General features: G+C 72.7%; 23 protein-coding genes. 18 read left to right on the plus strand and 5 right to left on the minus strand.

Annotation, left to right across the window (positions count from 1 at the left end; translation table 11 throughout):
• The gene (locus DT019_RS29460) at positions 1-1,635 is read right to left on the minus strand and encodes a PucR family transcriptional regulator (RefSeq protein ID WP_114039995.1); all 1,635 of its coding nucleotides are present in this window, start codon (positions 1,633-1,635) and stop codon (positions 1-3) included.
• A 159-nt stretch (positions 1,636-1,794) separates the two neighbouring features.
• Positions 1,795-3,600 (minus strand): glycoside hydrolase family 15 protein, encoded by a 1,806-nt coding sequence (locus tag DT019_RS29465; RefSeq protein ID WP_189390042.1) that lies wholly within the window; start codon positions 3,598-3,600, stop codon positions 1,795-1,797.
• A 415-nt stretch (positions 3,601-4,015) separates the two neighbouring features.
• Here DT019_RS29465 and DT019_RS29470 point away from each other — a divergent pair, with 415 nt between their 5' ends.
• From DT019_RS29470 to DT019_RS39845, 14 genes are all read left to right on the plus strand, one after another.
• Positions 4,016-5,692, plus strand: coding sequence for a CTP synthase (locus DT019_RS29470; protein ID WP_114039997.1), 1,677 nt, complete (start codon positions 4,016-4,018; stop codon positions 5,690-5,692).
• 137 nt (positions 5,693-5,829) lie between these two features.
• Positions 5,830-6,456, plus strand: coding sequence for an NUDIX domain-containing protein (locus DT019_RS29475; protein ID WP_114039998.1), 627 nt, complete (start codon positions 5,830-5,832; stop codon positions 6,454-6,456).
• Positions 6,457-6,654: 198 nt separating this feature from the next.
• Positions 6,655-8,664, plus strand: coding sequence for a tetratricopeptide repeat protein (locus tag DT019_RS29480; protein WP_114039999.1), 2,010 nt, complete (start codon positions 6,655-6,657; stop codon positions 8,662-8,664).
• Positions 8,665-8,845: 181 nt separating this feature from the next.
• Positions 8,846-9,961, plus strand: a complete 1,116-nt coding sequence (gene ald / locus DT019_RS29485) for an alanine dehydrogenase (protein WP_114040112.1) — start codon at positions 8,846-8,848, stop codon at positions 9,959-9,961.
• Positions 9,962-10,366: 405 nt separating this feature from the next.
• A complete protein-coding gene (locus DT019_RS29490) occupies positions 10,367-11,518 on the plus strand; it encodes a ParA family protein (RefSeq protein WP_114040000.1) in 1,152 nt (383 codons plus the stop codon).
• Positions 11,503-12,042 carry a hypothetical protein gene (locus DT019_RS29495; RefSeq protein ID WP_114040001.1) on the plus strand — a complete coding sequence of 180 codons (540 nt, stop codon included), beginning with the start codon at positions 11,503-11,505 and terminating at the stop codon, positions 12,040-12,042. Before DT019_RS29490 ends, DT019_RS29495 begins: the two co-directional genes overlap by 16 nt.
• 73 nt (positions 12,043-12,115) lie before the next feature.
• On the plus strand, positions 12,116-13,075 hold the full coding sequence (locus DT019_RS29500; RefSeq protein WP_114040002.1) for a segregation and condensation protein A: 960 nt from the start codon (positions 12,116-12,118) through the stop codon (positions 13,073-13,075).
• Complete coding sequence (gene scpB, locus DT019_RS29505) at positions 13,072-13,692, plus strand: SMC-Scp complex subunit ScpB (RefSeq protein ID WP_114040003.1); 621 nt, start codon at positions 13,072-13,074, stop codon at positions 13,690-13,692. The genes DT019_RS29500 and scpB overlap by 4 nt, the downstream gene beginning before the upstream one ends.
• On the plus strand, positions 13,692-14,867 hold the full coding sequence (locus DT019_RS29510) for a pseudouridine synthase (RefSeq protein ID WP_114040004.1): 1,176 nt from the start codon (positions 13,692-13,694) through the stop codon (positions 14,865-14,867). The genes scpB and DT019_RS29510 overlap by 1 nt, the downstream gene beginning before the upstream one ends.
• Positions 14,868-15,010: 143 nt before the next feature.
• Positions 15,011-15,607, plus strand: a complete 597-nt coding sequence (gene pnuC, locus DT019_RS29515) for a nicotinamide riboside transporter PnuC (RefSeq protein ID WP_114040005.1) — start codon at positions 15,011-15,013, stop codon at positions 15,605-15,607.
• Positions 15,604-16,686 (plus strand): AAA family ATPase, encoded by a 1,083-nt coding sequence (locus DT019_RS29520; RefSeq protein WP_114040006.1) that lies wholly within the window; start codon positions 15,604-15,606, stop codon positions 16,684-16,686. Before pnuC ends, DT019_RS29520 begins: the two co-directional genes overlap by 4 nt.
• Positions 16,683-17,462, plus strand: a complete 780-nt coding sequence (locus DT019_RS29525) for an NUDIX hydrolase (RefSeq protein ID WP_114040007.1) — start codon at positions 16,683-16,685, stop codon at positions 17,460-17,462. Before DT019_RS29520 ends, DT019_RS29525 begins: the two co-directional genes overlap by 4 nt.
• The gene (locus DT019_RS29530) at positions 17,459-18,472 is read left to right on the plus strand and encodes an ADP-ribosylglycohydrolase family protein (protein WP_114040008.1); all 1,014 of its coding nucleotides are present in this window, start codon (positions 17,459-17,461) and stop codon (positions 18,470-18,472) included. Before DT019_RS29525 ends, DT019_RS29530 begins: the two co-directional genes overlap by 4 nt.
• 3 nt (positions 18,473-18,475) lie before the next feature.
• The gene (locus tag DT019_RS39845; protein ID WP_189390044.1) at positions 18,476-18,628 is read left to right on the plus strand and encodes a hypothetical protein; all 153 of its coding nucleotides are present in this window, start codon (positions 18,476-18,478) and stop codon (positions 18,626-18,628) included.
• Here the strand turns inward: DT019_RS39845 and DT019_RS29535 are convergent.
• The 3 genes from DT019_RS29535 to DT019_RS29545 form a co-directional block, all read right to left on the minus strand.
• Complete coding sequence (locus tag DT019_RS29535) at positions 18,557-19,297, minus strand: DNA polymerase beta superfamily protein (protein ID WP_114040113.1); 741 nt, start codon at positions 19,295-19,297, stop codon at positions 18,557-18,559. The genes DT019_RS39845 and DT019_RS29535 overlap by 72 nt on opposite strands.
• A gap of 18 nt (positions 19,298-19,315) precedes the next feature.
• Positions 19,316-19,771, minus strand: a complete 456-nt coding sequence (locus DT019_RS29540; protein ID WP_114040009.1) for a Rieske (2Fe-2S) protein — start codon at positions 19,769-19,771, stop codon at positions 19,316-19,318.
• A 235-nt stretch (positions 19,772-20,006) separates the two neighbouring features.
• Positions 20,007-20,342: a DUF952 domain-containing protein gene (locus DT019_RS29545; protein WP_114040010.1), complete on the minus strand. Its 336-nt coding sequence runs from the start codon at positions 20,340-20,342 to the stop codon at positions 20,007-20,009.
• A 224-nt stretch (positions 20,343-20,566) separates the two neighbouring features.
• Here DT019_RS29545 and aroH point away from each other — a divergent pair, with 224 nt between their 5' ends.
• From aroH to DT019_RS29565, 4 genes are all read left to right on the plus strand, one after another.
• Positions 20,567-20,929: a chorismate mutase gene (gene aroH / locus DT019_RS29550; RefSeq protein ID WP_114040011.1), complete on the plus strand. Its 363-nt coding sequence runs from the start codon at positions 20,567-20,569 to the stop codon at positions 20,927-20,929.
• The gene (locus DT019_RS29555; RefSeq protein ID WP_114040012.1) at positions 20,926-22,011 is read left to right on the plus strand and encodes a prephenate dehydrogenase; all 1,086 of its coding nucleotides are present in this window, start codon (positions 20,926-20,928) and stop codon (positions 22,009-22,011) included. Before aroH ends, DT019_RS29555 begins: the two co-directional genes overlap by 4 nt.
• Positions 22,012-22,110: 99 nt before the next feature.
• Positions 22,111-22,818 carry a (d)CMP kinase gene (gene cmk, locus DT019_RS29560; RefSeq protein ID WP_114040013.1) on the plus strand — a complete coding sequence of 236 codons (708 nt, stop codon included), beginning with the start codon at positions 22,111-22,113 and terminating at the stop codon, positions 22,816-22,818.
• Complete coding sequence (locus DT019_RS29565; protein WP_114040014.1) at positions 22,776-23,465, plus strand: lysophospholipid acyltransferase family protein; 690 nt, start codon at positions 22,776-22,778, stop codon at positions 23,463-23,465. Before cmk ends, DT019_RS29565 begins: the two co-directional genes overlap by 43 nt.
• Positions 23,466-23,516: the final 51 nt, after the last annotated feature.

A 23,516-nucleotide genomic window follows, 5' to 3' on the forward strand; every position in this document is an offset into this window, starting at 1 on the left:
TCAGCCGGTCGCGTGCCGGCGGGCCCGCAGCGCGAGCGACAGGGCGAGCACCGTCTGCGGGTCGTCCAGGTCCGTGCCCAGCAGGTCCGCGATGCGGGCCAGCCGGTTGTACAGGGTCTGGCGGTTGAGATGCAGCTCGCGGGCGGTCTCCGCCTTGCGGCCCGCGTGCGCCAGATAGCTCTCCAGGGTGGGCAGCAGGGGCGGCCGCGAGGCCCGGTCGTGGGCCTGGAGCGGGCCGATCGCGCGCTCCACGAAGGCCGCGAGGTCCGGGTGTTCGCGCAGCCGCCACAGCAACAGGTCGATGTCGAGGCGGCGTGCGTCGTACCAGGGCCGCTCGGGCAGTCCCTGCGCCGCGGCCGCCGTCTCCGCCGCGTGCCGCAGCCCGGCGCCGGCCGCCGCCCAGCCGCCCGCGACCCCGACCACGACCACCGGCTGCGTCCCGGCCCGCGCGCCCGTGAGCCCGGCCCGCTCGACGCCCGCCCGCAGCGCCGCCGCGACCCGGTCGGCCACCGCGGTGCGCTCCGTCTCCGAGCGCAGCCCGAGCAGCAGTGGGACGCGGCCCTCGACGGGGCGTACGCCGAGCAGCACGGGCACGCCCACCGAGGACAGCTCTTCGAGCACCGCCCGGGCGAGGACCGCCCAGTTGCCCGTCGGGGCGAGTTCGGAGGCCAGCCGCATCACGACCGGGAGCAGCGGCCCCTCGCCGGGCTTGAAGCCGAGGACCTTGGCCTGGGCGGGGGCGTCCTCGGGGGTGATGCGGCCCTCGGCGAGGTCGGTGAGGAAGTCGCCGCGGCCGCGCGCGGCCAGTTCCTCCTCCTGGCGGGCCTGCATGAGGACGACGGCGAGGATGCCCGCGGCCCGCTCGGCCGCCATGCGGTGCACCGGCAGCAGGGGCGGGCCGACCGCGAGCAGCGCGAGGCGGGCCCGTACCGCGCCCGCGCCGTGGCCGCCGCCCGGCACGTCGACCAGGACCGCGCCCGCCGGCGGTCCGGAGGCGCGCGCCTCGCGCTGGCCGCGCAGCCCCTCCCAGACCTGGAGCGGGTCGGCGGCCGCCTCGCCCGCGTCACAGGCGGCGGCGTACAGGAGCTGGCCGTCCGGGGTCTCCAGGAAGACCGGGTTGGCGGTGAAGTCGGCCAGGATGCCGAGGACCTGGGGGATCCCGCCGCCGCCGAGCAGCGCGCCCGTGCACCGCTGGTGGACCTCTTCGGCGCGCTGGAGCAGGGCGTAGTGGCCGTTGACGATCTCGGTGTGGATCTCCTCGGTCACCGCGACGAACGGCACCTCGCGGTGCAGCTGGACCAGGGGGAGCCCGGCGGAGCGGGCGGTCTCGACGAGGGTGGCCGGAAGGCGGGCGAAGCGCGGGCCGAGCTCGACGACGAGGGCGGCGATGCCCCGGTCCGCGAGCCGCCGCACGAACGCGCGCTGCTCGGCGGGGCGGGTGCCGAGGCCCAGCCCGGTGGTCAGGAGGAGTTCGCCGCCCTTGAGCAGCGAGGCGATGTTGGGCACCTCGCCCGCGTGCACCCAGCGCACCGTGCGCTGGAGCCGCTCGGCGCCCGCGACGACCTCCGGGAGGCCGCCGCGCAGCCCCGGCAGCTCCAGCGCCCGCTGCACGGTGATCCCGCCCTGCGTGTCCACTGCGACCCACCTCTCGTCCCGCGGGACCCGGGCCCGGCCCCGGGACGACACCGCATGCGGCGGACGCTACCTGCGGTTACGTCCCGGGAGCCGCCCCTTGTGGCGTACGTCACGCGGGGCGGCCGGGCGGGTCGGCCGCGGGGCGCGGTGGGCCCGCCCTCAGCCGCCGTACGCGCCCGAAGCGGTCAGCCGCAGCGCCGTGTCGATCAGCGGAACGTGGCTGAAGGCCTGCGGGAAGTTGCCGACCTGACGCTGGAGGTGCGGATCCCACTCCTCGGCGAGCAGGCCCAGGTCGTTGCGCAGGGCGAGGAGCTTCTCGAAGAGCTTGCGGGCCTCGTCGACCCGGCCGATCATCGCGAGGTCGTCCGCCAGCCAGAACGAGCAGGCCAGGAACGCGCCTTCCTCGCCCAGGAGGCCGTCCAGGTTGTCCTCGTCACCGCCCGTGGTCGGGTAGCGCAGGATGAACCCGTCCGGTGTGGACAGCTCGCGCTGGATCGCCTCGATGGTGCCGATCACGCGCTTGTCGTCCGGGGGCAGGAAGCCCATCTGCGGGATGAGCAGCAGTGACGCGTCCAGTTCCTTCGAGCCGTAGGACTGCGTGAAGGTGTTGCGTTCCTTGTCGTAGCCCTTCTCGCAGACGTCCCGGTGGATGTCGTCGCGCAGCTGGCGCCACTTGTCGAGCGGGCCGTCCGCGTCGCCGGACTCGATCAGCTTGATCGTGCGGTCGACCGCGACCCAGGCCATCACCTTGGAGTGCACGAAGTGGCGGCGCGGCCCGCGCACCTCCCAGATGCCCTCGTCGGGCTGGTCCCAGTGGCTCTCCAGATAGCGGATCAGCTTGAGCTGGAGCAGGGAGGCGTAGTCGTTGCGGGCCAGGCCCGTCATGTGCGCCAGGTGGAGCGCCTCGGTGACCTCGCCGTACACGTCGAGCTGGAGCTGGTGGGCGGCGCCGTTGCCGGCCCGCACCGGCGTCGAGTTCTCGTACCCGGGCAGCCAGTCGAGCTCCGTCTCGCCGAGCTCCCGCTCGCCCGCGATCCCGTACATGATCTGGAGGTTCTCGGGGTCTCCCGCGACCGAGCGCAGGAGCCACTCGCGCCAGGCGCGGGCCTCCTCGCGGTAGCCGGTGCGCAGCAGCGAGGACAGGGTGATCGCGGCGTCCCGCAGCCAGGTGTAGCGGTAGTCCCAGTTGCGCTCGCCGCCGATGTGCTCGGGCAGCGAGGTCGTGGGCGCGGCCACGATGCCGCCGGTCGGGGCGTAGGTGAGCGCCTTCAGGGTGATCAGGGAGCGGACCACGGCCTCGCGGTAGGGCCCGTGGTAGGTGCAGTGGTCGACCCACTCCCGCCAGAAGTCCTCGGTCGCCACCAGGGACGCCTCGGGCTCGGGCAGCGCGGGCGGCTCCCGGTGCGAGGGCTGCCAGCTGATGGTGAACGCCACCCGCTCGCCGGGGGAGACGGTGAAGTCGGAGTACGTCGTGAGGTTCTTGCCGTACGTCTCCGCCTCGGTGTCCAGCCACACCGAGTCCGGGCCCGCGACCGCGACCGTGCGCGTGTCGACCTTGTGCACCCAGGGGGTGATCCGCCCGTAACTGAAGCGCATGCGCAGGGTGGAGCGCATCGGCACCCGGCCGGTGACGCCTTCCACGATGCGGATCAGCTGCGGGGCGCCGTCACGCGGCGGCATGAAGTCGGTCACCCGGACCGTGCCGCGCGGGGTGTCCCACTCCGATTCCAGGACGAGGGAGTCGCCCCGATAGCGGCGGCGGTCGGCCGTCGGGGGTGGGTCGTCGGTGCCGTACGCCGGACCGACCCGCCAGAAACCGTGTTCCTCGGTGCCGAGCAGTCCGGCGAAGACGGCGTGCGAGTCGAAGCGGGGCAGGCAGAGCCAGTCCACGGTGCCGTCCCTGCAGACCAGTGCGGCGGTCTGCATGTCTCCGATGAGTGCGTAATCCTCGATGCGCCCGGCCACGTGCAATCTCCAGTCGAACGGCCACGTCCGCCCCCTGGGGGCGCTTACAGCGACAGCGGTCAAGGGTTCGCCAACGAGCGCATGTTCCGGGTGACGGACGGGGTGGTGCCGTGCTACCAGGAGGCTCGGCAAGCGAGTGTCCGAGCAGGATACGACGCACCCCAGTGATCCGCTGGAGCCTTCCTTGAACGCCATTGGGCCGAATGGGTGAGCCTTGCACGCAGTGCTGTCCGGCCGCACACAGAGCGTGGCCGGACGCGGTCTCCCGCTGTCGCTGATACCCTGGTAGCCCGTGGCCGGGTGCTGAAAAAAGCCCCGAACCGCAGCGACGGCACCCCCCGGAATCTCGCACGAGATCCACACAGGGTGACCGGCACGCACTCCACACAGCGACCACGGGAGCCCCCTCTTGGCCATGCAGCCCACGGCTTCGCGCAACAGCGCAGCCACGACGACCAAGCACATCTTCGTCACCGGGGGTGTCGCCTCTTCCCTCGGCAAGGGTCTGACTGCCTCCAGCCTGGGTGCGCTCCTCAAGGCGCGGGGCCTTCGGGTCACGATGCAGAAGCTCGACCCGTACCTGAACGTCGACCCGGGCACGATGAACCCGTTCCAGCACGGCGAGGTGTTCGTCACCAACGACGGCGCCGAGACCGACCTGGACATCGGCCACTACGAGCGCTTCCTCGACGTCGACCTCGACGGCTCGGCCAACGTGACCACCGGCCAGGTCTACTCGCAGGTCATCGCCAAGGAGCGGCGCGGCGAGTACCTCGGCGACACGGTGCAGGTCATCCCGCACATCACCAACGAGATCAAGCACCGCATCCGCCGCATGGCGACCGACGACGTGGACGTCGTCATCACCGAGGTCGGCGGCACGGTCGGCGACATCGAATCGCTGCCGTTCCTGGAGACCGTCCGTCAGGTCCGCCACGAGGTCGGCCGCGACAACGTCTTCGTCGTGCACATCTCGCTGCTGCCCTACATCGGCCCCTCTGGCGAGCTGAAGACCAAGCCGACCCAGCACTCGGTCGCCGCCCTGCGCAACATCGGCATCCAGCCCGACGCGATCGTGCTGCGCGCCGACCGCGAGGTGCCGCTGTCCATCAAGCGCAAGATCTCGCTGATGTGCGACGTGGACGAGGCCGCCGTGGTCGCCGCCATCGACGCCAAGTCGATCTACGACATCCCCAAGGTGCTCCACACCGAGGGCCTGGACGCCTACGTCGTCCGCAAGCTGGACCTGCCGTTCCGCGACGTGGACTGGACGCAGTGGGACGACCTGCTCGACCGGGTCCACAACCCGCTGCACGAGGTCACCGTCGCGCTGGTCGGCAAGTACATCGACCTGCCCGACGCCTACCTCTCCATCACCGAGGCCATGCGCGCGGGCGGGTTCGCCAACAAGGCCCGCGTCAAGGTCAAGTGGGTCACCTCGGACGACTGCAAGACCCCGGCCGGCGCCAAGAAGCACCTCGGCGACGTGGACGCGATCCTGGTGCCCGGCGGCTTCGGCGACCGCGGCGTGAACGGCAAGATCGGCGCGATCCAGTACGCCCGCGAGAACAAGGTGCCGCTGCTCGGCATCTGCCTGGGCCTGCAGTGCATCGTCATCGAGGCGGCGCGCAACCTGGCCGGGATCCCGGACGCCAACTCCACCGAGTTCGACGCCGCCACCGCCCACCCCGTCATCTCGACGATGGAGGAGCAGCTGGCCTACGTCGAGGGCGCGGGCGACCTGGGTGGCACGATGCGGCTCGGCCTGTACCCGGCGAAGCTCGCCGAGGGCTCCATCGTCCGCGAGGTCTACGACGACCAGCCCTACGTCGAGGAGCGCCACCGCCACCGCTACGAGGTGAACAACACCTACCGCGCGGAGCTGGAGAAGAAGGCGGGCATCGTCTTCTCGGGCACGTCCCCGGACAACAAGCTCGTCGAGTACGTCGAGTACCCGCGCGAGGTGCACCCCTACCTGGTCGCCACCCAGGCGCACCCGGAGCTGCGCTCGCGCCCGACGCGTCCGCACCCGCTCTTCGCGGGCCTGGTCAAGGCCGCCGTCGAGCGCAAGACGGGCAAGCCGGTCGCGTAGTCGCGGGATTCCCCGGCCTCTCGACTAGGCTCGATCAGGGGAGAACCCAGTCGTCGCCGGGGTACGGGTCCTCATCAGGGGGCCCGTGCCCCGGTTTTTTGTTTTTCTGTTGGTGCGCACTGTGGGAGGACGCCGTCATGGCCATCGAGGACACCGCCGAGAACTGGCAGATCGTGGCGACCGCCACCCCCTTCACCGGTCACAAGACCGGGGTGCGCACGGACGACGTCGTGATGCCCGACGGCTCGGTGCACCAGCGGGACTACCAGCTCCACCCCGGCTCCGTGGCGGTCGTGGCGCTGGACGACGAGGGCCGCGTCCTGGTGCTGCGCCAGTACCGCCACCCCGTGCGCCACAAGCTCTGGGAGATCCCGGCCGGGCTCCTGGACGTGCCCGGCGAGAACCCGCTGCACGCCGCCGAGCGCGAGCTGTACGAGGAGGCGCACGTCAAGGCCGGACAGTGGCACGTCCTGACCGATGTGTACCCGAGCCCCGGCGGCAGCGACGAGGCGGTACGGATCTTCCTGGCCCAGGACCTGTCCGAGGCGGAGGGCGAGCGCTTCGAGGTCTCCGAGGAGGAGGCCGACATGGAGCTGGCCCGGGTGCCGCTGGACGATCTCGTCCGGGGCGCGCTCGCGGGGGAGCTGCACAACACCTGTCTGGTGGTCGGCGCGCTCGCGCTGGCCGCGGTGCTGCGGGGCGACGGCGTCGACTCCCTGCGCCCGGCCGGGGCGCCCTGGCCGGCCCGGCCGTTCGAGGAGTGAGCCCCGCCCGCGGGGGACGGGCCCCGTCTTTTCCCGCCCCGCGCCGACCGATCTGACAATCGGCTGATCCGATCGGGCGACATCGGGCGAAAGTGGGCCCTGCTCCGCCCAAACGGTCACGAAGGGTGAACTACGCTCGGACTGCCCGTGCGGAGACCCGCACGGTCTCCAGGTGCTCAGGCGGACGGAGCGTGGCCCGTGACGGATCAGGCGGTGGACGTGGGCGGGGCTGCCGCCGGGCAGCGTACCGGGCAATTCCTGGGCAGGCAGCGGGAGTTGAAGGAGCTACGGGCCGACATCGAACGGGCCGGACTTGACACCCTGTCAGGCAAGAAGTCGCCCCGCGCCAGGGTCCTGCTGATCGCCGGCCGGCCCGGATCGGGACGCACCGCGCTCGCCGCCGAACTCGCCCGCCAGGTGGCCGACGACTATCCGGACGGGGTGCTGCGGGCGTCGCTCACCGAGCCCGGCGGGGCGCGTGTCCCGGCCGACCGGGTCGCCAGGGACCTGTTGGAGGCGCTGGATGTCCCGGTGCCGCCCGGGGCCGGCCAGGACGAGCTGACCGAGCTGGTCCGCGGGGCGCTCGCGGGCCGCCGGGCGATCGTGCTGCTCGACGACGCGGCCGACGCCGAGCAGGTCGGCCCGCTCCTGCCCGACACCTCGGAGAGCCTGGTCGTGGCCACCGCCCAGGGCCCGCTCACCGGAATCCCCGACGTCCGCCCCTGCACGCTGGGCGGTCTCGACGTCAAGTCGGCCGTCGAGCTCCTGGAGGGCTTCACCGGCGCGGTCCGGGTCACGGTCGACCCGCGCGCCGCCGAGATGCTCGTGGAGGCGTGCGGCGGACAGCCCGCGGCCCTCGTCCTGGTCGGCGGCTGGCTCGCGGCCCGCCCCAAGGCCGCCGTCTCCGACGTGGCCAAACAACTGCGCGCCATGTCCGAGGTAGGGGCCGAACTCCCCAGCGCGGCACGCCCGTTGGCGCGTTCCTTCCGCCTCGTGTACGAGTCCCTCTCGCAGCCGGCCGCGCGGATACTGCGACTGCTGTCGCTCGCCCCCGCCGGGATCGCCGACGCGCACACCGCCTCCGCGCTGGCGGGCTGCTCGGTCTCGGGCGCCCAGGCGGCGCTGGCCGACTTCCTGGCGTACGGACTGCTGCGGTGCGACCCGGCCGCGCCCGAGCAGTACCGGGTGCCCGGCGCCCTCGCTCCGCTGCTGCGCACGCTGTGCGAGGCCGTGGACCGGCCCGGCGAGATCGAGCTGGCCCGGGCCCGGATGCTGGAGCGGACCGTGCGGCTGCTCCAGTCCTGCCGGGCGGTCGCCGAGCCGGAGGGCTCGCCCGCCCGCCGCAAGCTCGCGGGCCTCCCGCGCGCCCTGCGCTTCCCCGGCGCGGCGGTGGCCGAGGCCTGGCTGCGCGGGCGCCGGCCCGCGCTGCTCGCCTCCGCCCGGCTCGCGGTGGAGGACGGCGAGCTCGATACCCTGGCCCGGCGCCTGGTGGCCGCGCTGGTGCGGGCGCTCGCCGCACACCAGGGCGCCGAGGCGGCGGCTCCCGAGCTGTACGGGCTGCACCAGCTCGTCCTCGACGTCGCCGACCGGCGCGACCTGCACCGCGAGAAGGCCGCGGCCCTGCTCAACCTGGGAGACCTCGACGCGGGGACCGGGCGGACCGCCGAGGCGCTGGCCCGCTACCGGGCCGCCCTGGACGCCGGCCGCGCGGCGGGCGACCCCTACGCGACCGGCCGCGCGATGGAATCCGTAGGCGGCGCCCACCAGGAGCTGGGGGACTGGCAGCGGGCCTCCGACTGGTACGGGCGGGCCCTGTCCCAGCGGCTCGCGCGCGGCGAGCGGGCGGACGAGGCCCGGCTGTACGGGCGGCTCGCCACCGTGCACACCTACGCGGGCCGCTACGGCGAGGCGCTGCGCTGCTGGCGCGCCGCGGTGGCCGGATACCGGCGGCTCGGCGATCTCCCGGGCCAGGCAAGGGCGTTGAGCGAGGCGGCCCGGGTCCAGGAGTACGCCGGGCGCCCCGAGGAGTCGCTGCGCACCTGCCGCGAGGCGGTGGAGTTCGCCCGCAGGGCCGGTGATCTGCGTCTCCAGGCCGCGCTCCAGCTCCGGCTCGCCGACACCCTGGACCGGCTCGGCGACCCCACCGCGGCGCGGATCCACCGGGCCACGGCCGACAGATTGCTGGAAGATGAGCCGTCAAGGCCATGAGGCCTGCGAAATCCGCAGTGCTTCGGCCAAAGATTAAAGCTTTGTAAGGGTAGACAGCTGGAAAACCTTCATTAGACTGGCTCCGCCGCAACTTCCTGCGGTGTCTCCCGGTGCGCCTCCTTGCGTCCGGGTATGTATCGCATTGCCCCCGTTTTCCCCTGAGCCAAGGACCGTGATCGACGTGAAGGTCGGTATCCCCCGCGAGGTCAAGAACAACGAGTTCCGGGTGGCCATCACCCCCGCCGGTGTGCACGAGCTCGTACGCCACGGCCACCAGGTCTTCGTCGAGCAGAACGCCGGCGTCGGCTCCTCGATCACGGACGCCGAGTACGTCTCCGCCGGTGCGGAGATCCTCGGCAGCGCCGACGAGGTCTGGGCCACCGCCGACCTGCTGCTCAAGGTGAAGGAGCCCATCGCGGAGGAGTACCACCGCCTCCGCAAGGACCAGACACTCTTCACCTACCTGCACCTCGCCGCCTCCCGCGAGTGCACGGACGCCCTGCTGGAGTCCGGCACCACCGCGATCGCGTACGAGACCGTCGAGACGGCCAACCGCCAGCTGCCGCTGCTCGCCCCGATGTCCGAGGTCGCGGGCCGGCTCGCCCCGCAGGTCGGCGCCTACCACCTGATGCGCTCGGCCGGCGGCCGCGGCGTGCTGCCCGGCGGCGTCCCCGGCACCCACGCCGGTCGCGCCGTCGTCATCGGCGGTGGCGTCTCCGGCTGGAACGCCGCCCAGATCGCCGTCGGCATGGGCTTCCACGTGACCCTGCTCGACAAGGACATCAACAAGCTCCGCGAGGCCGACAAGATCTTCGGCACCAAGGTGCAGACGATCGTCTCCAACGCCTACGAGCTGGAGAAGGCCGTCATCGAGGCCGACCTCGTCATCGGCGCGGTGCTCATCCCGGGCGCCAAGGCCCCGAAGCTGGTCACCAACGAGCTCGTCGCCAAGATGAAGCCCGGAAGTGTCCTTGTCGACATTGCGATCGACCAGGGCGGCTGCTTCGAGGACTCGCGTCCGACCACCCACGCCGAGCCGACCTTCATGGTCCACAACTCGGTCTTCTACTGCGTCGCCAACATGCCGGGCGCGGTGCCGAACACCTCCACCTACGCCCTCACCAACGCCACGCTGCCCTACATCGTGTCGCTGGCGAACAACGGCTGGGTCGAGGCGCTGCGCCGCGACGCCGCGCTCGCCCTCGGCCTCAACACCCATGACGGCCAGGTCGTTTACGGCCCGGTCGCAGAGGCGCACGGCCTGGAGCAGGTCGAGCTGAACTCGCTCCTCGGCTAGGGCAGCCGCCGGTCCGTCAACCCGGACCGTCAACCTCGTACATCCGGCCGGACCTTGTCGACCAAGGTCCGGCCGGATGTGTATCGCGACACTTCCGCCCCCCTGCGCCGGGCTTGCTCAACTCGCCTCGAACGTAACCCTTTAACCGTTTCGCGCACTGGTGAAACGTGCACGCGAGTCCCCGTACGCCCTTGACAGAGCGGTGTTCCATTGCCGACACATCGGGCCGGGTCCGGCGGATTGTGTTGCTGCGGACCGGTGACACGCCATAGAGTCGCCAACCGTCGGCATGGTGCCACGCTGACCTATCGATAAAGTTTCCTGGTCACGTCCAAGGAGGTAAGACGACTTGTGAATGAGTCGACATTTACTCCCGGAGGTGGTCAGTCAGGAATCCCTGCGGGGATGTCCGTACGGGGCCAGAGCCCTTCGGGGCCCGAGGCTGTCGGCTCCGTCGCGGTCCGCACCTCCGAAACCACTCTGCTTCCCACGCACGCGGGGATGGCCCCCACCCAGCACATGACGACAGCCCCACGGATGATGGACGGCCTACACGTGAACGCCACGGCCGGCAACGAGAGCGGCCGGGAGACCGCCGCTCTCGCCGACTTTGACGAAGTGCCCCAGGGGCACTTCTACGACCCCGACGCCGAGTACGAGCCCGACCCCGAGTACGCGGCCACCCTCGCCCCCGACGCTGCCCGTCAGCGCCGCGAGCGGATCGGCCCGACCGGACGGCCACTGCCGTACTTCCCGATCCCGGGTCCCCTGACCGACCACGGTCCCGCGAAGATCATCGCGATGTGCAACCAGAAGGGCGGCGTGGGCAAGACGACGTCGACCATCAACCTGGGTGCCGCGCTCGCCGAGTACGGACGCCGCGTCCTGCTCGTCGACTTCGACCCGCAGGGTGCCCTGTCGGTCGGCCTCGGCGTCAACCCGATGGAACTCGACCTCACCGTCTACAACCTGCTCATGGAGCGGGGCATGTCGGCCGACGAGGTGCTGCTCAAGACCGCGGTCCCGAACATGGACCTGCTGCCGAGCAACATCGACCTGTCCGCCGCCGAGGTGCAGCTGGTGAGCGAGGTCGCGCGCGAGTCCACGCTCCAGCGGGCCCTGAAGCCGCTGATGCAGGACTACGACTACATCGTGATCGACTGTCAGCCCTCGCTCGGCCTGCTCACCGTGAACGCCCTGACGGCGGCTCACAAGGTGATCGTGCCGCTGGAGTGCGAGTTCTTCGCGCTGCGCGGTGTCGCGCTGCTGACCGAGACGATCGAGAAGGTGCAGGAACGTCTCAACCCCGACCTGGAGTTGGACGGCATCCTCGCCACGATGTACGACTCCCGCACGGTGCACAGCCGCGAGGTCCTGGCCCGCGTGGTCGAGGCCTTCGACGACCACGTCTACCACACGGTCATCGGCCGGACCGTGCGCTTCCCGGAGACCACCGTCGCCGGTGAGCCGATCACGACGTACGCCTCCAACTCCGTCGGCGCGGCCGCCTACCGTCAGCTCGCCAGGGAGGTGCTCGCCCGGTGTCACGCCGAGTGAGTCTGCCCGGGGCCGACGAGCTGTTCCGTACGACCGGGGGGATGGCGCTCTCGCCGTCCACCCCGAGGCGAGGGGCCAACGGCGAGGCCAGGGTGCCGTCCCCGGCGGGCGAGAGCGAGCCCGTCGCCGCCGAGCCCGCGCCCGAGGCGGAGCACACCGCCGCCGAGGAGGACTCCGGCTCGGCCGAGCCGCGCAGCCGGGCCGCCGCCGAGGCGGAGACCGCCAAGACCCGGCGCACGCCCGCCCAGGGCGGCTCCGGCTCGGGCACCGCCCAGCAGCGGCGCCGCCAGCGCGCGGCCAACCGGCGGCCCAGCGGGCGCGAACGGCACGACGAGAAGATCACCGTGTACGTCTCCGCCGAGGAGCTGATGGACCTGGAGCACGCACGCCTGGTCCTGCGCGGCGAGCACGGCCTGGCGGTCGACCGCGGGCGGATCGTCCGCGAGGCGGTCGCCGTGGTCCTCGCGGACCTGGAGTCCCGGGGCGACGCGAGCATCCTCGTACGGCGTCTTCGGGGGCGGTAGCGGTTAGCCTGCGCCGTGCGGCCGCGTGCCGCCCGCGCTCAGTACCGCCCGCTCCGCACCCCTGGAAAGCCCTGTGCCCTCCGCCGACGAATCGGATGCTCCCGCCGCGCGAGGGGCTCGCCGTGCGCTCGGGCGGGGGCCTGGGGGTGCCTCCTCCGCCCCGCCCCCTCCCGTCGAGGCCCACCCCGTCGCCGAACCACCCGTCGGGACCGACCCCGCCGCCGAACAAGCCGGTGACGGCAGGTTCACCGTCCGGCTGGCCAACTTCGAGGGGCCCTTCGATCTGCTCCTCCAACTGATCTCCAAGCACAGGATGGACGTCACCGAGGTCGCCCTGTCCAAGGTCACCGACGAGTTCATGGCGCACATCAGGGCCATGGGGCCGGACTGGGACCTGGACCAGACGACCGAGTTCCTCGTCGTCGCGGCCACCCTGCTCGACCTCAAGGCCGCCCGGCTGCTGCCCGCCGCCGAGGTGGAGGACGAGGCCGACCTCGCCCTCCTGGAGGCCCGAGACCTGCTGTTCGCGCGGCTGCTCCAGTACCGCGCGTACAAGCGCATCGCGGACATCTTCAGCGAGCGGCTCGACACGGAGGCGCGCCGGTATCCGCGCACCGTCGGCCTGGAGCCGCATCTCGCCGAGCTGCTGCCCGAGGTCGTCATCAGCATCGGCGCCGAGGGCTTCGCGAAGCTGGCCGTCAAGGCCATGCAGCCCAAGGCCAAGCCGCAGGTGTACGTCGACCACATCCACGCCCCGCTGGTGTCGGTGCGGGAGCAGGCCGAGATCGTGGTGGCGCGGCTGCGGGAGGCCGGGGAGGTCAGCTTCCGGGTGCTGGCCGAGGACGCCCCGGACACCCTCACGGTCGTCGCCCGCTTCCTGGCCCTCCTGGAGCTGTACCGCGAGAAGGCCGTCGCCCTGGACCAGGACGAGGCGCTGGGCGAGCTGGTGGTGCGCTGGAGCGGCGGGGAGGGCGACGGGGCGCCGACGGTGACCGACGAGTTCGACCGAGAGGTGACGGAGGAGAAGGCATGACGGAGGAACTGGAGCTGAAGCCGGCCCTGGAAGCCGTCCTCATGGTCGTCGACGAGCCCGCCACCGAGGACCACCTCGCGAAGGTCCTGGAGCGGCCGCGGCGGGCCGTGGCGGACGCCCTGCGGGAGCTGGCCGACGAGTACACCGTCCAGGGCCGGGGATTCGAGCTGAGGCTCGTGGCGGGCGGCTGGCGGTTCTACAGCCGGGCCGCGTACGCGGACGCCGTCGAGGGCTTCGTCCTGGACGGCCAGCACGCCCGGCTCACCCAGGCGGCCCTGGAGACCCTCGCGGTCGTCGCCTACCGCCAGCCGGTGAGCCGCTCGCGGGTCTCGGCGGTGCGCGGGGTGAACTGCGACGGGGTCATGCGGACCCTGCTCCAGCGGGGTCTGGTCGACGAGGCGGGCACGGAACCCGAAACAGGTGCGATCCTGTACAGGACGACGAACTACTTTCTGGAGCGGATGGGCCTGCGCGGCCTGGACGAGCTCCCGGAGCTCGCGCCCTTCCTCCCCGAGGCGGACGCGATCGAAGCCGAGACGCTGGAGGGTGTGCCGTCGTTCGATCCGGACGCGCCCGACGCGCCGGAAACCCCCGCAGACGACAAGACGGAAATGTGATGCGAAGCAGCAGCGGCAGGAACAGCAGCGGAAACAACGGCGGGAGCCGTGGTGGCAACAGCGGCGGCCGCGGCAGCAGCAGTGGTGGCGCCGGCGGCCGGGGCGGCAACCGCGGCGCCGGCGGCGGGCGCGACGGCCAGCGCCAGGGCGGCGGCCCGCGCCAGAGCGGCAGCGGCAAGCAGCGGCCCCCGCGTCCCGAGGAGCGCACCTACGACGTGGGCGGCGGTTCCTCCGACGCTCCCCGCAGCGGCCGGGGCGCCTCGGCGCGCGGCGGCGCGAAGGGCGGCCCCAAGGCGCCCCAGGGCGGAACGCCGGTGCGCCGCGGCCCGCACGGCCAGCGCCTCGGCGCCGCCCGCCCGCGCGAGCTCGACGCCAAGATCGAGCAGCGCAACCGCGACCGGTACGCGGACAAGCCGGACGTGAAGACGCCCAAGACCTTCCCCGGCGCCGAGCAGGAGGGCGAGCGGCTGCAGAAGGTGCTCGCACGGGCCGGCATGGGCTCGCGCCGCGCCTGCGAGGAGCTGATCGAGCAGGCCCGCGTCGAGGTCAACGGCGAGATCGTGCTCGAACAGGGCAAGCGGGTCGACCCGGAGAAGGACGAGATCAAGGTGGACGGCCTCACCGTCGCCACCCAGTCGTACCTGTTCTTCGCGCTGAACAAGCCGGCCGGCGTCGTCTCCACCATGGAGGACCCGGACGGCCGCCAGTGCCTCGGTGACTACGTCACCAACCGCGAGACCCGGCTCTTCCACGTCGGCCGGCTCGACACCGAGACCGAGGGCATCATCCTGCTCACCAACCACGGCGAGCTGGCCCACCGTCTGACCCACCCCAAGTACGGCGTGAAGAAGACCTACCTGGCCGCCATCACGGGCCCGCTGCCGCGCGAGATCGGCAAGCGGCTCAAGGAGGGCATCCAGCTGGAGGACGGCTACGCGCGGGCCGACGCCTTCCGGGTCGTCCAGCAGACCGGCAAGAACTACCTCGTCGAGATCGAGCTGCACGAGGGCCGCAAGCACATCGTGCGCCGCATGATGGCGGAGGCCGGCTTCCCGGTCGAGAAGCTGGTGCGCGTCGCCTTCGGCCCGATCGGGCTCGGCGACCAGAAGTCCGGCTGGCTGCGCCGCCTCACCAACACCGAGGTCGGCATGCTGATGCGCGAGGTCGACCTGTAAAGGCCCCGGCCAACTCCCGCTGGGAGGAGCCCGGTTCCCGTGTCGCACGGGAGCCGGGCTCTTCCGCGTCCGCGCCCTTCCGCAACCTTGTGCGGCCGCCCGAACACCTTTATAGTCACAGTGACCATTAAGGAGGTGGGGGCGTGAGCCTCACCTGGACCGAGATCCTCGGCTTCGCGACCGGCGCGCTGTGCGTCTGGCTGGTGGCCCGGCAGCACATCGCCAACTGGCCGGTGGGACTCGCCAACAACGCGCTCTTCATCGCGCTGTTCCTCCGGTCCGGCCTGTACGCCGACGCCGGACTCCAGGTCGTCTTCATCGCCCTCGCCGCATACGGCTGGTGGACCTGGGCCCACGGGGGTGGATCAGGTCCCGGCGCGCTCGCGGTCCGGCGGACGACCCGCACCGAGTGGCGGTGGCTGCTCGCGGCGGGGGCGGTGGGGACCGTCGCGCTCACCTTCCTGCTCGGCGCGGCCACCGATTCGACCGTCCCGTTCTGGGACGCGCTGACCACCGCGCTCTCGCTCACGGCGACGTACGGGCAGTGCGTCAAGCTCGTCGAGTCCTGGTGGCTGTGGATCGCGGCGGACGTGGTCTACATCCCGCTCTACGCCTACAAGGAGCTCTACCTGACCTCGCTCCTGTACGCCGGATTCCTGACCCTGTGCCTGATCGGACTGCGCGGCTGGCGGCGCGAGCTCGCCGCCCGCCCGGCCCGCCTCGCGGAGGTGGCGGCATGAAGACGTACGAACACGGCCTGGTCCTCGGCAAGTTCTACCCGCCGCACGCCGGCCACCACCACCTGGTGCGCACCGCCGCCGACCGCTGCGAGCGGCTCACCGTGCTGGTCTGTGCGGCCTCCGTCGAGACGATCCCGCTGGCCGAGCGGGTCCAGTGGATGCGCGCGGCGCATCCGGACGCGCGGGTGGTGGGCGCGGTCGACGACATCGAGATGGACCTGAACGACCCCGCCATCTGGGACGCCCACCTGGCCGTCTTCAGGGGCGCGGTCCCCGAGCGCGTCGACGCGGTCTTCACCTCCGAGTCGTACGGCGACGAACTCGCCCGCCGCTTCGGCGCCGAGCACGTCCTCGTCGACCTCGACCGCACCCTGTTCCCGGTCTCCGGCACGGCCGTGCGCAAGGACCCGGTGGGCAGCTGGGACTTCCTCGAAGCGCCGGTCAAGGCCTGGCTGGCCCGGCGCGTGGTCGTGCTCGGCGCCGAGTCGACCGGCACCACCACGATGGCCCGCGCGCTCGCCGAGCACTACCGCGCGCGCGGCAGCGTGTGGGCGCGCACCCGGTGGGTCGCGGAGTACGGGCGGGAGTACAGCGAGGGCAAGCTGGCCGCGCTGCGCTCGCGCTGCCCGCAGGCCCAGTGGGAGGACGTCGAGTTCGGCTCGGACGAGTTCCCGGTGATCGCCGAGCGGCAGAACGAACGCGAGAACCGGGCCGCGGGCCTCGGCTCGCCCGTGCTGTTCTGCGACACCGACTCCTTCGCCACCACCGTGTGGCACGAGCGCTACCTGGGCCGCCGCAGCCCGCGCGTCGAAGCCGTCGCCGACCGGGCCGCGGCCCACCACCTGTGGCTGCTCACCGGCCACGAGGGGGTGCCCTTCGAGGACGACGGGCTGCGCGACGGGGAGGAGCTGCGGCCCTGGATGACCGACCGGTTCCGGGCCGAACTGATCCGTACCAAAAGGGAGTTCATCGAGCTGCACGGGGCACACGAGGAACGGCTCGATGCCGCCGTCGCCGCTGTGGACGCGCTGCTCGACCGGGGCTGGGACCTCGCCGACCCGCTGCCGGAGCGACGATGACCACCGTCGGCCCCCGGGCCCGGGAGGGGGGCGCCCGGGGGCCGCGGGACAAGGCGCCCGAGGGGTACGACCCGTACGCCTTCGAGCCGTTCGCCGTCACCGTGGACCTGGCCGTCTTCACGGTCCGCGAGGGTGCCCTGCACGCGCTGCTCATCCGGCGCGGCCAGGAGCCGTACGCGGGAGCCTGGGCGCTGCCGGGCGGCTTCGTGCTGCCGCGCGAGTCCGCCGAGCTCGCGGCCCGGCGCGAACTGGCCGAGGAGACCGGGCTCGCGGACGACGTCGTGGCCCGGCTGCACCTGGAACAGCTGCGCACCTACAGCGAGCCGGACCGCGACCCCCGTATGCGGGTCGTGTCGGTCGCCTACACCGCGCTCGTGCCCGATCTGCCCGAGCCGCGCGGCGGCGGCGACGCGGCGCACGCCGAGTGGGTTCCCTTCGGCTCGTACGGCGACCTCGCCTTCGACCACGCCGACATCCTCGCCGACGCCCACGAGCGCGTCGGCGCCAAGCTGGAGTACTCCTGCCTCGCCACGTCGTTCTGCCCGCCCGAGTTCACCCTCGGCGAGCTGCGGCAGGTGTACGAGACGGTCTGGGGCACCGCCCTGGACCGCCCCAACTTCCGCCGCAAGGTCCTGGCCACGCCCGGCTTCGTCGAGCAGGTGACCGGCGCCTCGCGGCTGACCGGCGGCCGGGGCAAACCGGCCGCGCTCTACCGGGCGGGACCCGCCACCGCGCTGCACCCGCCCCTGATGCGCCCGGAGGGACGACAGACATGAACCGTGCTGCGAAACAGACGGCGACCGGTGCCTTGATCGGGCTCGCGCTGGGGGACGCCCTCGGCTTCCCGACCGAGTTCAACGACGTGCCCGCGATCCTCACCAAGTGCGGGCCGTGGCGCGAGATGGCGCTGCCGAGCCCCGCGTTCGTCACCGACGACACCCAGATGACGCTCGCCCTCGGCCGCGGCATCCGCACCGCCATGGACAGCGGACTGCTCGGCCCGGCCCGGCTCGAAGGGCCCGTCCGCGAGGAGTTCGTCGACTGGTACCACTCGCCCGAGAACAACCGCGCCCCCGGCCGCACCTGCCTGGTGGCGTGCGCCAAGCTGGACAGCGGCCTTGTGTGGCAGGAGGCGAGCCAGCTCGGCTCCAAGGGCTGCGGCGCCAACATGCGGGTCGCGCCGGTCGGCCTGGTGCCGGGGCTCAGCGAGGAACAGCGCGCGGGCGCCGCCCAGTTGCAGTCCGCGCTCACCCACGGCCACCCCACCGCGCTCGCCGCCTCCGACCTCACCGCGCGGGCCGTGTACCTGCTCGCCCAGGGCGCGGACCCGATGGGCCTGGTCGGCCAGCTGCGCTCGTACGCGTACGAGAACCGGGTCCGCTACCACGAGCGCTGGCTCGGCGACCTGTGGACGCGTGCGCAGGACCCGACCCCCGGCCACTTCATCGCACGCGGCTGGGACGAGTGCCTGGACGCGCTCGACCGGGTGCTCAAGGCGCTCCGCACCCCCTCGCCCGAGACCGACCCCTGCCTGGAGACCGGCGACGGGTGGATCGCGGAGGAGGCCTTCGCCACGGCCCTGCTCTGCTTCCTGCTCTTCCCCGACGAGCCCCTCACGGCCCTGCGCCGCGCGGCCTGCACCCAGGGCGACTCGGACTCCATCGCCTGCCTGGCCGGCGCGTTCGCGGGCGCCCACCTGGGGGCGGCGGCCTGGCCCAAGGAGTGGGCCGAGCGCATCGAGTACCGCAGCGAACTCCTGACCCTGGGGGCCCTCTGGGATGCTTGATCCATGATCGAACTCCATACCGCCGACCTCGCACCCGCGCTCGCCGACCAGCACGCCGCCCTGGACGAGGCGCGGGCCCGCTCGCTACTGCCCGGCGCGCCCACCGGACACGACGCGCTGCACGACTTCGTCGTGCGCGTCCGCATCGAGCGCTGACGCGCGGCGCGCGCGGAACAGGAAGTCCGCCACCCGGGCCCGGTCGGGTTCGCGCGGCAGCGGTGTGGTCCTGGCCGCCTCGTCGGACTCGGCGGCCAGGCGGGCCATCCGGGCCTCCACCTCGGGCCAGGCCACCTCGCCCCGCTTCACCGCGAGCAGCCGCTCGCGCTCGGCGCCGACGTCGATCGTGAGCACGCCGGTGCGCAACAGATCGCGGCAGCTCGTCAGCAGCCGCAGCAGATGCATGGCGTGCTTCCACCGCGGCGCGCCGTACCGGCGCACATCGGCGTCGAGCTTCCTGCGCTGGCCGAGCGCGTACCGGGCGAAGGTCTCGTGGGCCCGCCGGGACAGGAACGCCTCGCGCAGCGCCAGGAGTTCCCGCCCAGTCTCGTCGGCGTACTCGACCAGCGGGGAGTGCAGGCACTCCAGGACGTTCGGGTTGGCGCGCAGGGCCAGCTCGCAGAACCGCTCCAGCTCCCAGCTGAACTGCTCGTCCGCCGGGCCCTCGACATGCGTCGGGGGCTTCTCGAAGCGCCAGAACAGCGGTGTCGGCGCGAGGTAGACCCCGCGCACGTCGGTGTCGCTGTCCGCGGTCGCGAGGCCGAAGGCGCGCGAGCCCATGACACAGGAGTAGACGGTGTGGCGTGCGACGAGCTCCTCGGGTGTCATGCCGCCCATGCTCGCCGCTCAGGGCAGCAGAATCGAATCCTTGTCGACGGTGATCTGCCGCGCGGGCAGCGGGCGCGGGGCCGGACCGCCTGCCACCGAGGCGTCCGCGACGCGGTACTTGCTGCCGTGGCAGGGGCAGTTGATGGTGCCGCCCGACACGCTGGTGACGGTGCAGCCCTGGTGGGTGCAGACCGCCGAGAAGCCCTTGAAGGTGCCCGCCTCCGGCTGGGTGACGACGATCTTCTGCTCCGCGAAGACCTTGCCGCCGCCGACCGGGATGTCGGTTGTCCTGCCGAGGACCTGTCCGGACCGGGCGGGCGGGTTGGACCCGCCCGGCGCGGAGGCCGCGGTGCCGCTCGGGGCACTGGGGGAGGGCGTCGGACCACCGCCGCCCCCGGACTTCGAACAACCCGCGAGCGCCGCCGCGCCCGCCGCGGCCACGAGTACCATCCTGCGGCTGTTGACTGCGTCCATCATGTGCTCCTCACGTCGTCATGGCGGACGTGAGGGGCCACGGTGCGCCGTCCCTCACGCCGAACGCGCGGCCCTCACGCCGTACGTCCGGACGCCGTGCCGGCCCTTCGGACGTACGCGCCGCGGGAGCATCCTCGCGCCGGACGCCCGCGACACGAAGCACCGACGAGGGGAGTTCCCGCACGTTCCCTCCAACGTGCCGGGGGTGTCGGGGGCGGTGACAGGCACACCGGGGTCACGTCCGGGGCGCGAGACCCAGCGCGCGCCCCTCGGCGTCCCGCCGCACTTCGAGCACCGCCGTCACGGCCGCCCGCTCGACGGGCCCGTACACATGGGGGAACAGCACGTCCCCGCCGCCCTCCCAGCGGACCTCGGCGGCCAGCGCCGACTCGTCGACGCACAGGGCCAGAAGCGGGCCCGGCACGTCGCGGTAGTGGGCGTCGGCGACGGCCAGGGCCGACGCCTCGTCGGCCGAGCAGTGCACGAAGCCCTCGGTGGCCAGGGAGGAGGGCCGGTAGGGCAGACCGGGGTCGGCCGACCACTCGACCAGGGGAACCACATGCAGGATCATGCGTCGGTTCTACCGCACCCCGCCCCGGCCCGGCCCCGAGGACGCCCTTGGCCCAGATGGCGGCCGGGGCCCCAGGGGCGGTGCCGTTCCGCCGCGCGTCCCCCTCCGGCGGGCACGACCATGGTGGGAGACGACCTGGCGGCCTTCGGGGCGGTCGCCGTGTCCGTCCGTCGGCGGCGCTGACTACGCTGAACGGGAACGAAGGCCGAGCCGAGGAGCACGTCGTGGCGGTACGAGCGGTCCGTGGGGCCGTCCAGCTGGAGCGGGACGAGTCCGCGCACATGGACGAGCAGGTCGGCTCCCTGCTCACCGAGATCCTGCAGCGCAACGAGCTGACCCCGAACGACCTCATCAGCATCTGGTTCACCGCCACCCCCGATCTGCACAGCGACTTCCCGGCCGTGGCCGCGCGCCGCCTCGGCCTCACCGACGTGCCGCTGCTCTGTGCGCAGGAGCTCGACATAGCGGGCGCCATGCCCCGGGTCGTCCGGGTCCTGGCGCACGTCGAGACCTACCTCGACAAGGCCGAGATCGCCCATGTCTACCTCGGCTCCGCCGCCGCCCTGCGCAAGGACATCGCCCAGTGAGAACCGCCCTCGTCATCGGTACCGGCCTGATCGGCACCTCCGCCGCCCTGGCCCTCGCGAGCCGCGGGATCGCGGTGCACCTCGCCGACCACGACCCGGGCCAGGCCCGCACCGCCGCCGCCCTCGGCGCCGGTACGGACGAGCCGCCCGAGGGCCGGGTCGACCTCGCCGTCGTGGCCGTGCCGCCCGCGCACGTGGCCGCCACGCTGGCCGGGGCGATCCGGGACGGGGTGGCCCGCGCGTACATCGACGTGGCCAGCGTCAAGGGCGGCCCGCGCCGCGAGCTGCTCGCCCTCGGCTGCGACCTGAGCTCCTACATCGGCACCCACCCTATGGCGGGCAAGGAGCGCTCGGGCCCGCTCGCCGCCACCGCCGACCTCTTCGAGGGCCGCCCCTGGGTGCTCACGCCGACCCGCGACACCGACACCGAGGTGCTCAACCTCGCGCTCGAACTGGTCGCGCTGTGCCGTGCCGTGCCGGTGGTGATGGACGCCGACGCCCACGACCGGGCCGTCGCCCTGGTCTCGCACACCCCGCAGCTGGTCTCCTCCATGGTCGCCGCCCGCCTCGAAGAGGCCGACGAGACGGCGGTACGGCTGTGCGGCCAGGGCATTCGCGACGTCACCCGCATCGCGGCCTCCGACCCCGGGATGTGGGTGGAGATCCTGTCCGCCAACCCCGGGCCGGTCGCCGACGTGCTGTCCGAGATCGCCGCCGACCTCGACGAGACGGTGCGCGCCCTGCGCTCCCTGGAGTCCGCCGACGAGGACAAGCGCCGCGGCGGCGCGGCCGGGATCGAGGACGTGCTCAGGCGCGGCAACGCGGGCCGGGTCAGGGTGCCCGGCAAGCACGGGGCGGCTCCCGCCACGTACGAGATCGTCGCCGTGCTCCTCAGCGACGAGCCGGGCGGGCTCGCGCGGCTGTTCGCCGACGCGGGCCGGGCCGGCGTCAACATCGAGGACGTCCGCATCGAGCACGCCACCGGCCAGCAGGCGGGTCTGGTCCAGCTCATGGTCGAGCCGGCCGCGGCCCCCGGCCTGACCGCCGCACTGCGGGAACGGGGCTGGTCGATCAGGCAGTGAGCGGTCGGGGGGACGGGGCGGGACGGCGGGCTCGCACGAGCCAGTAACCTTGTACGGGGCGGATTTGCGCCCCGAGCATCCCCGCCCCGTACCAGGAAGGTGTCCGTCACCGTGGAAAGCGCCGCCCGGACCGCTCCGGCAGCTGTGATTGTCGCCATCGACGGCCCCTCCGGCACCGGCAAGTCCAGCACGTCCAAGGCGGTCGCCGCGAAGCTCGGGCTGAGCTACCTGGACACCGGCGCCCAGTACCGGGCGATCACCTGGTGGATGATCACCAACGGCATCGACATCGACGACCCGGCGGAGATCGCGGTCGCCGCCGCCAAGCCCGTGATCGTCTCCGGTACCGACCCGTCGGCGCCGACCATCACGGTCGACGGCGAGGACGCCTCCGGGCCGATCCGCACCCAGGAGGTCACCTCCAAGGTGAGTGCCGTCAGCGCGGTGCCCGAGGTGCGGGCCCTGATCACCCAGCTCCAGCGCGACATCGCGGCCGGGGCCGGGCAGGGCATCGTGGTCGAGGGCCGCGACATCGGCACGACCGTGCTGCCCGACGCCGACCTGAAGGTGTTCCTCACCGCGTCCCCCGAGGCGCGCGCGGCCCGCCGCAGCGGCGAGCTCAAGGGCTCCGACGTGGCGGCCACCAGGGAAGCCCTGATCAAGCGGGACGCGGCGGACTCCGGCCGCAAGACCTCCCCGCTGGCCAAGGCCGACGACGCGGTCGAGGTGGACACCACCGAGCTCACGCTCGACCAGGTCATCGAGTGCGTGGTCACCCTCATCGAGGAGAAGCAGGCCGCCAAGTGACAGCGGTTCCAGCGGCCGAGCGAGGCGCCGAGACCGGACGCCGGATCGGTGTCGGCCTGATGTACGGGCTGTGGAAGCCCCGGGTGCTCGGCGCCTGGCGGGTTCCGGCGAGCGGTCCGGTGATCCTCGCCGTCAACCACTCCCACAACATCGACGGCCCGATGGTCATGGGCACCGCCCCGCGCGGCACCCATTTCCTGATCAAGAAGGAAGCCTTCGTGGGGCCGCTCGGCTCCTTCCTGGAAGGCATCGGCCAGCTCAAGGTGGACCGGTCGGTCGCCGACCGCGCCGCGATCACCGAGGCGCTGGCCGTGCTCGACCGGGGCGGCGTCCTCGGGATCTTCCCCGAGGGCACCCGGGGCGACGGCGACTTCGCGTCGCTGCGGGCGGGCCTCGCCTACTTCGCCGTACGGTCGGGGGCACCCATCGTCCCGGTCGCGGTGCTGGGAAGCACCGAGCGCCGGGGACGGTTGATAAAGGGGCTGCCGCCCCTGCGCAGCCGCGTCGACGTCGTCTTCGGGGACGCCTTCGAAGCCGGTGACGGCAGCGGGCGGCGGACCCGCAAAGCCCTGGACGAGGCCACCGTCCGCATCCAGGACCGGCTCACCGGTCACCTGGACACCGCCAGGCGCCTGACCGGGCGCTAGGCCAGACTTTCAGTAGTGGACCGCCCGATCGCGATCCACCGATCACCACGA

Source organism: Streptomyces sp. SDr-06 (assembly GCF_003324565.1).
GTDB lineage: Bacteria > Actinomycetota > Actinomycetes > Streptomycetales > Streptomycetaceae > Streptomyces.

What these genes read in the sequence shown, in the direction of transcription:
- DT019_RS29510 (WP_114040004.1), top strand. Translation starts at nt 13,692, where the DNA reads ATGCGAAGCAGCAGCGGCAGGAACAGCAGCGGAAACAACGGCGGGAGC.
- DT019_RS29470 (WP_114039997.1), top strand. Translation starts at nt 4,016, where the DNA reads ATGCAGCCCACGGCTTCGCGCAACAGCGCAGCCACGACGACCAAGCAC.
- DT019_RS29520 (WP_114040006.1), top strand. Translation starts at nt 15,604, where the DNA reads ATGAAGACGTACGAACACGGCCTGGTCCTCGGCAAGTTCTACCCGCCG.
- DT019_RS29535 (WP_114040113.1), bottom strand. Translation starts at nt 19,297, where the DNA reads ATGACACCCGAGGAGCTCGTCGCACGCCACACCGTCTACTCCTGTGTC.
- scpB (WP_114040003.1), top strand. Translation starts at nt 13,072, where the DNA reads ATGACGGAGGAACTGGAGCTGAAGCCGGCCCTGGAAGCCGTCCTCATG.
- DT019_RS29475 (WP_114039998.1), top strand. Translation starts at nt 5,830, where the DNA reads ATGGCCATCGAGGACACCGCCGAGAACTGGCAGATCGTGGCGACCGCC.
- DT019_RS29490 (WP_114040000.1), top strand. Translation starts at nt 10,367, where the DNA reads ATGTCCGTACGGGGCCAGAGCCCTTCGGGGCCCGAGGCTGTCGGCTCC.
- DT019_RS29540 (WP_114040009.1), bottom strand. Translation starts at nt 19,771, where the DNA reads ATGGACGCAGTCAACAGCCGCAGGATGGTACTCGTGGCCGCGGCGGGC.
- DT019_RS39845 (WP_189390044.1), top strand. Translation starts at nt 18,476, where the DNA reads ATGATCGAACTCCATACCGCCGACCTCGCACCCGCGCTCGCCGACCAG.
- DT019_RS29530 (WP_114040008.1), top strand. Translation starts at nt 17,459, where the DNA reads ATGAACCGTGCTGCGAAACAGACGGCGACCGGTGCCTTGATCGGGCTC.
- DT019_RS29545 (WP_114040010.1), bottom strand. Translation starts at nt 20,342, where the DNA reads ATGATCCTGCATGTGGTTCCCCTGGTCGAGTGGTCGGCCGACCCCGGT.
- DT019_RS29525 (WP_114040007.1), top strand. Translation starts at nt 16,683, where the DNA reads ATGACCACCGTCGGCCCCCGGGCCCGGGAGGGGGGCGCCCGGGGGCCG.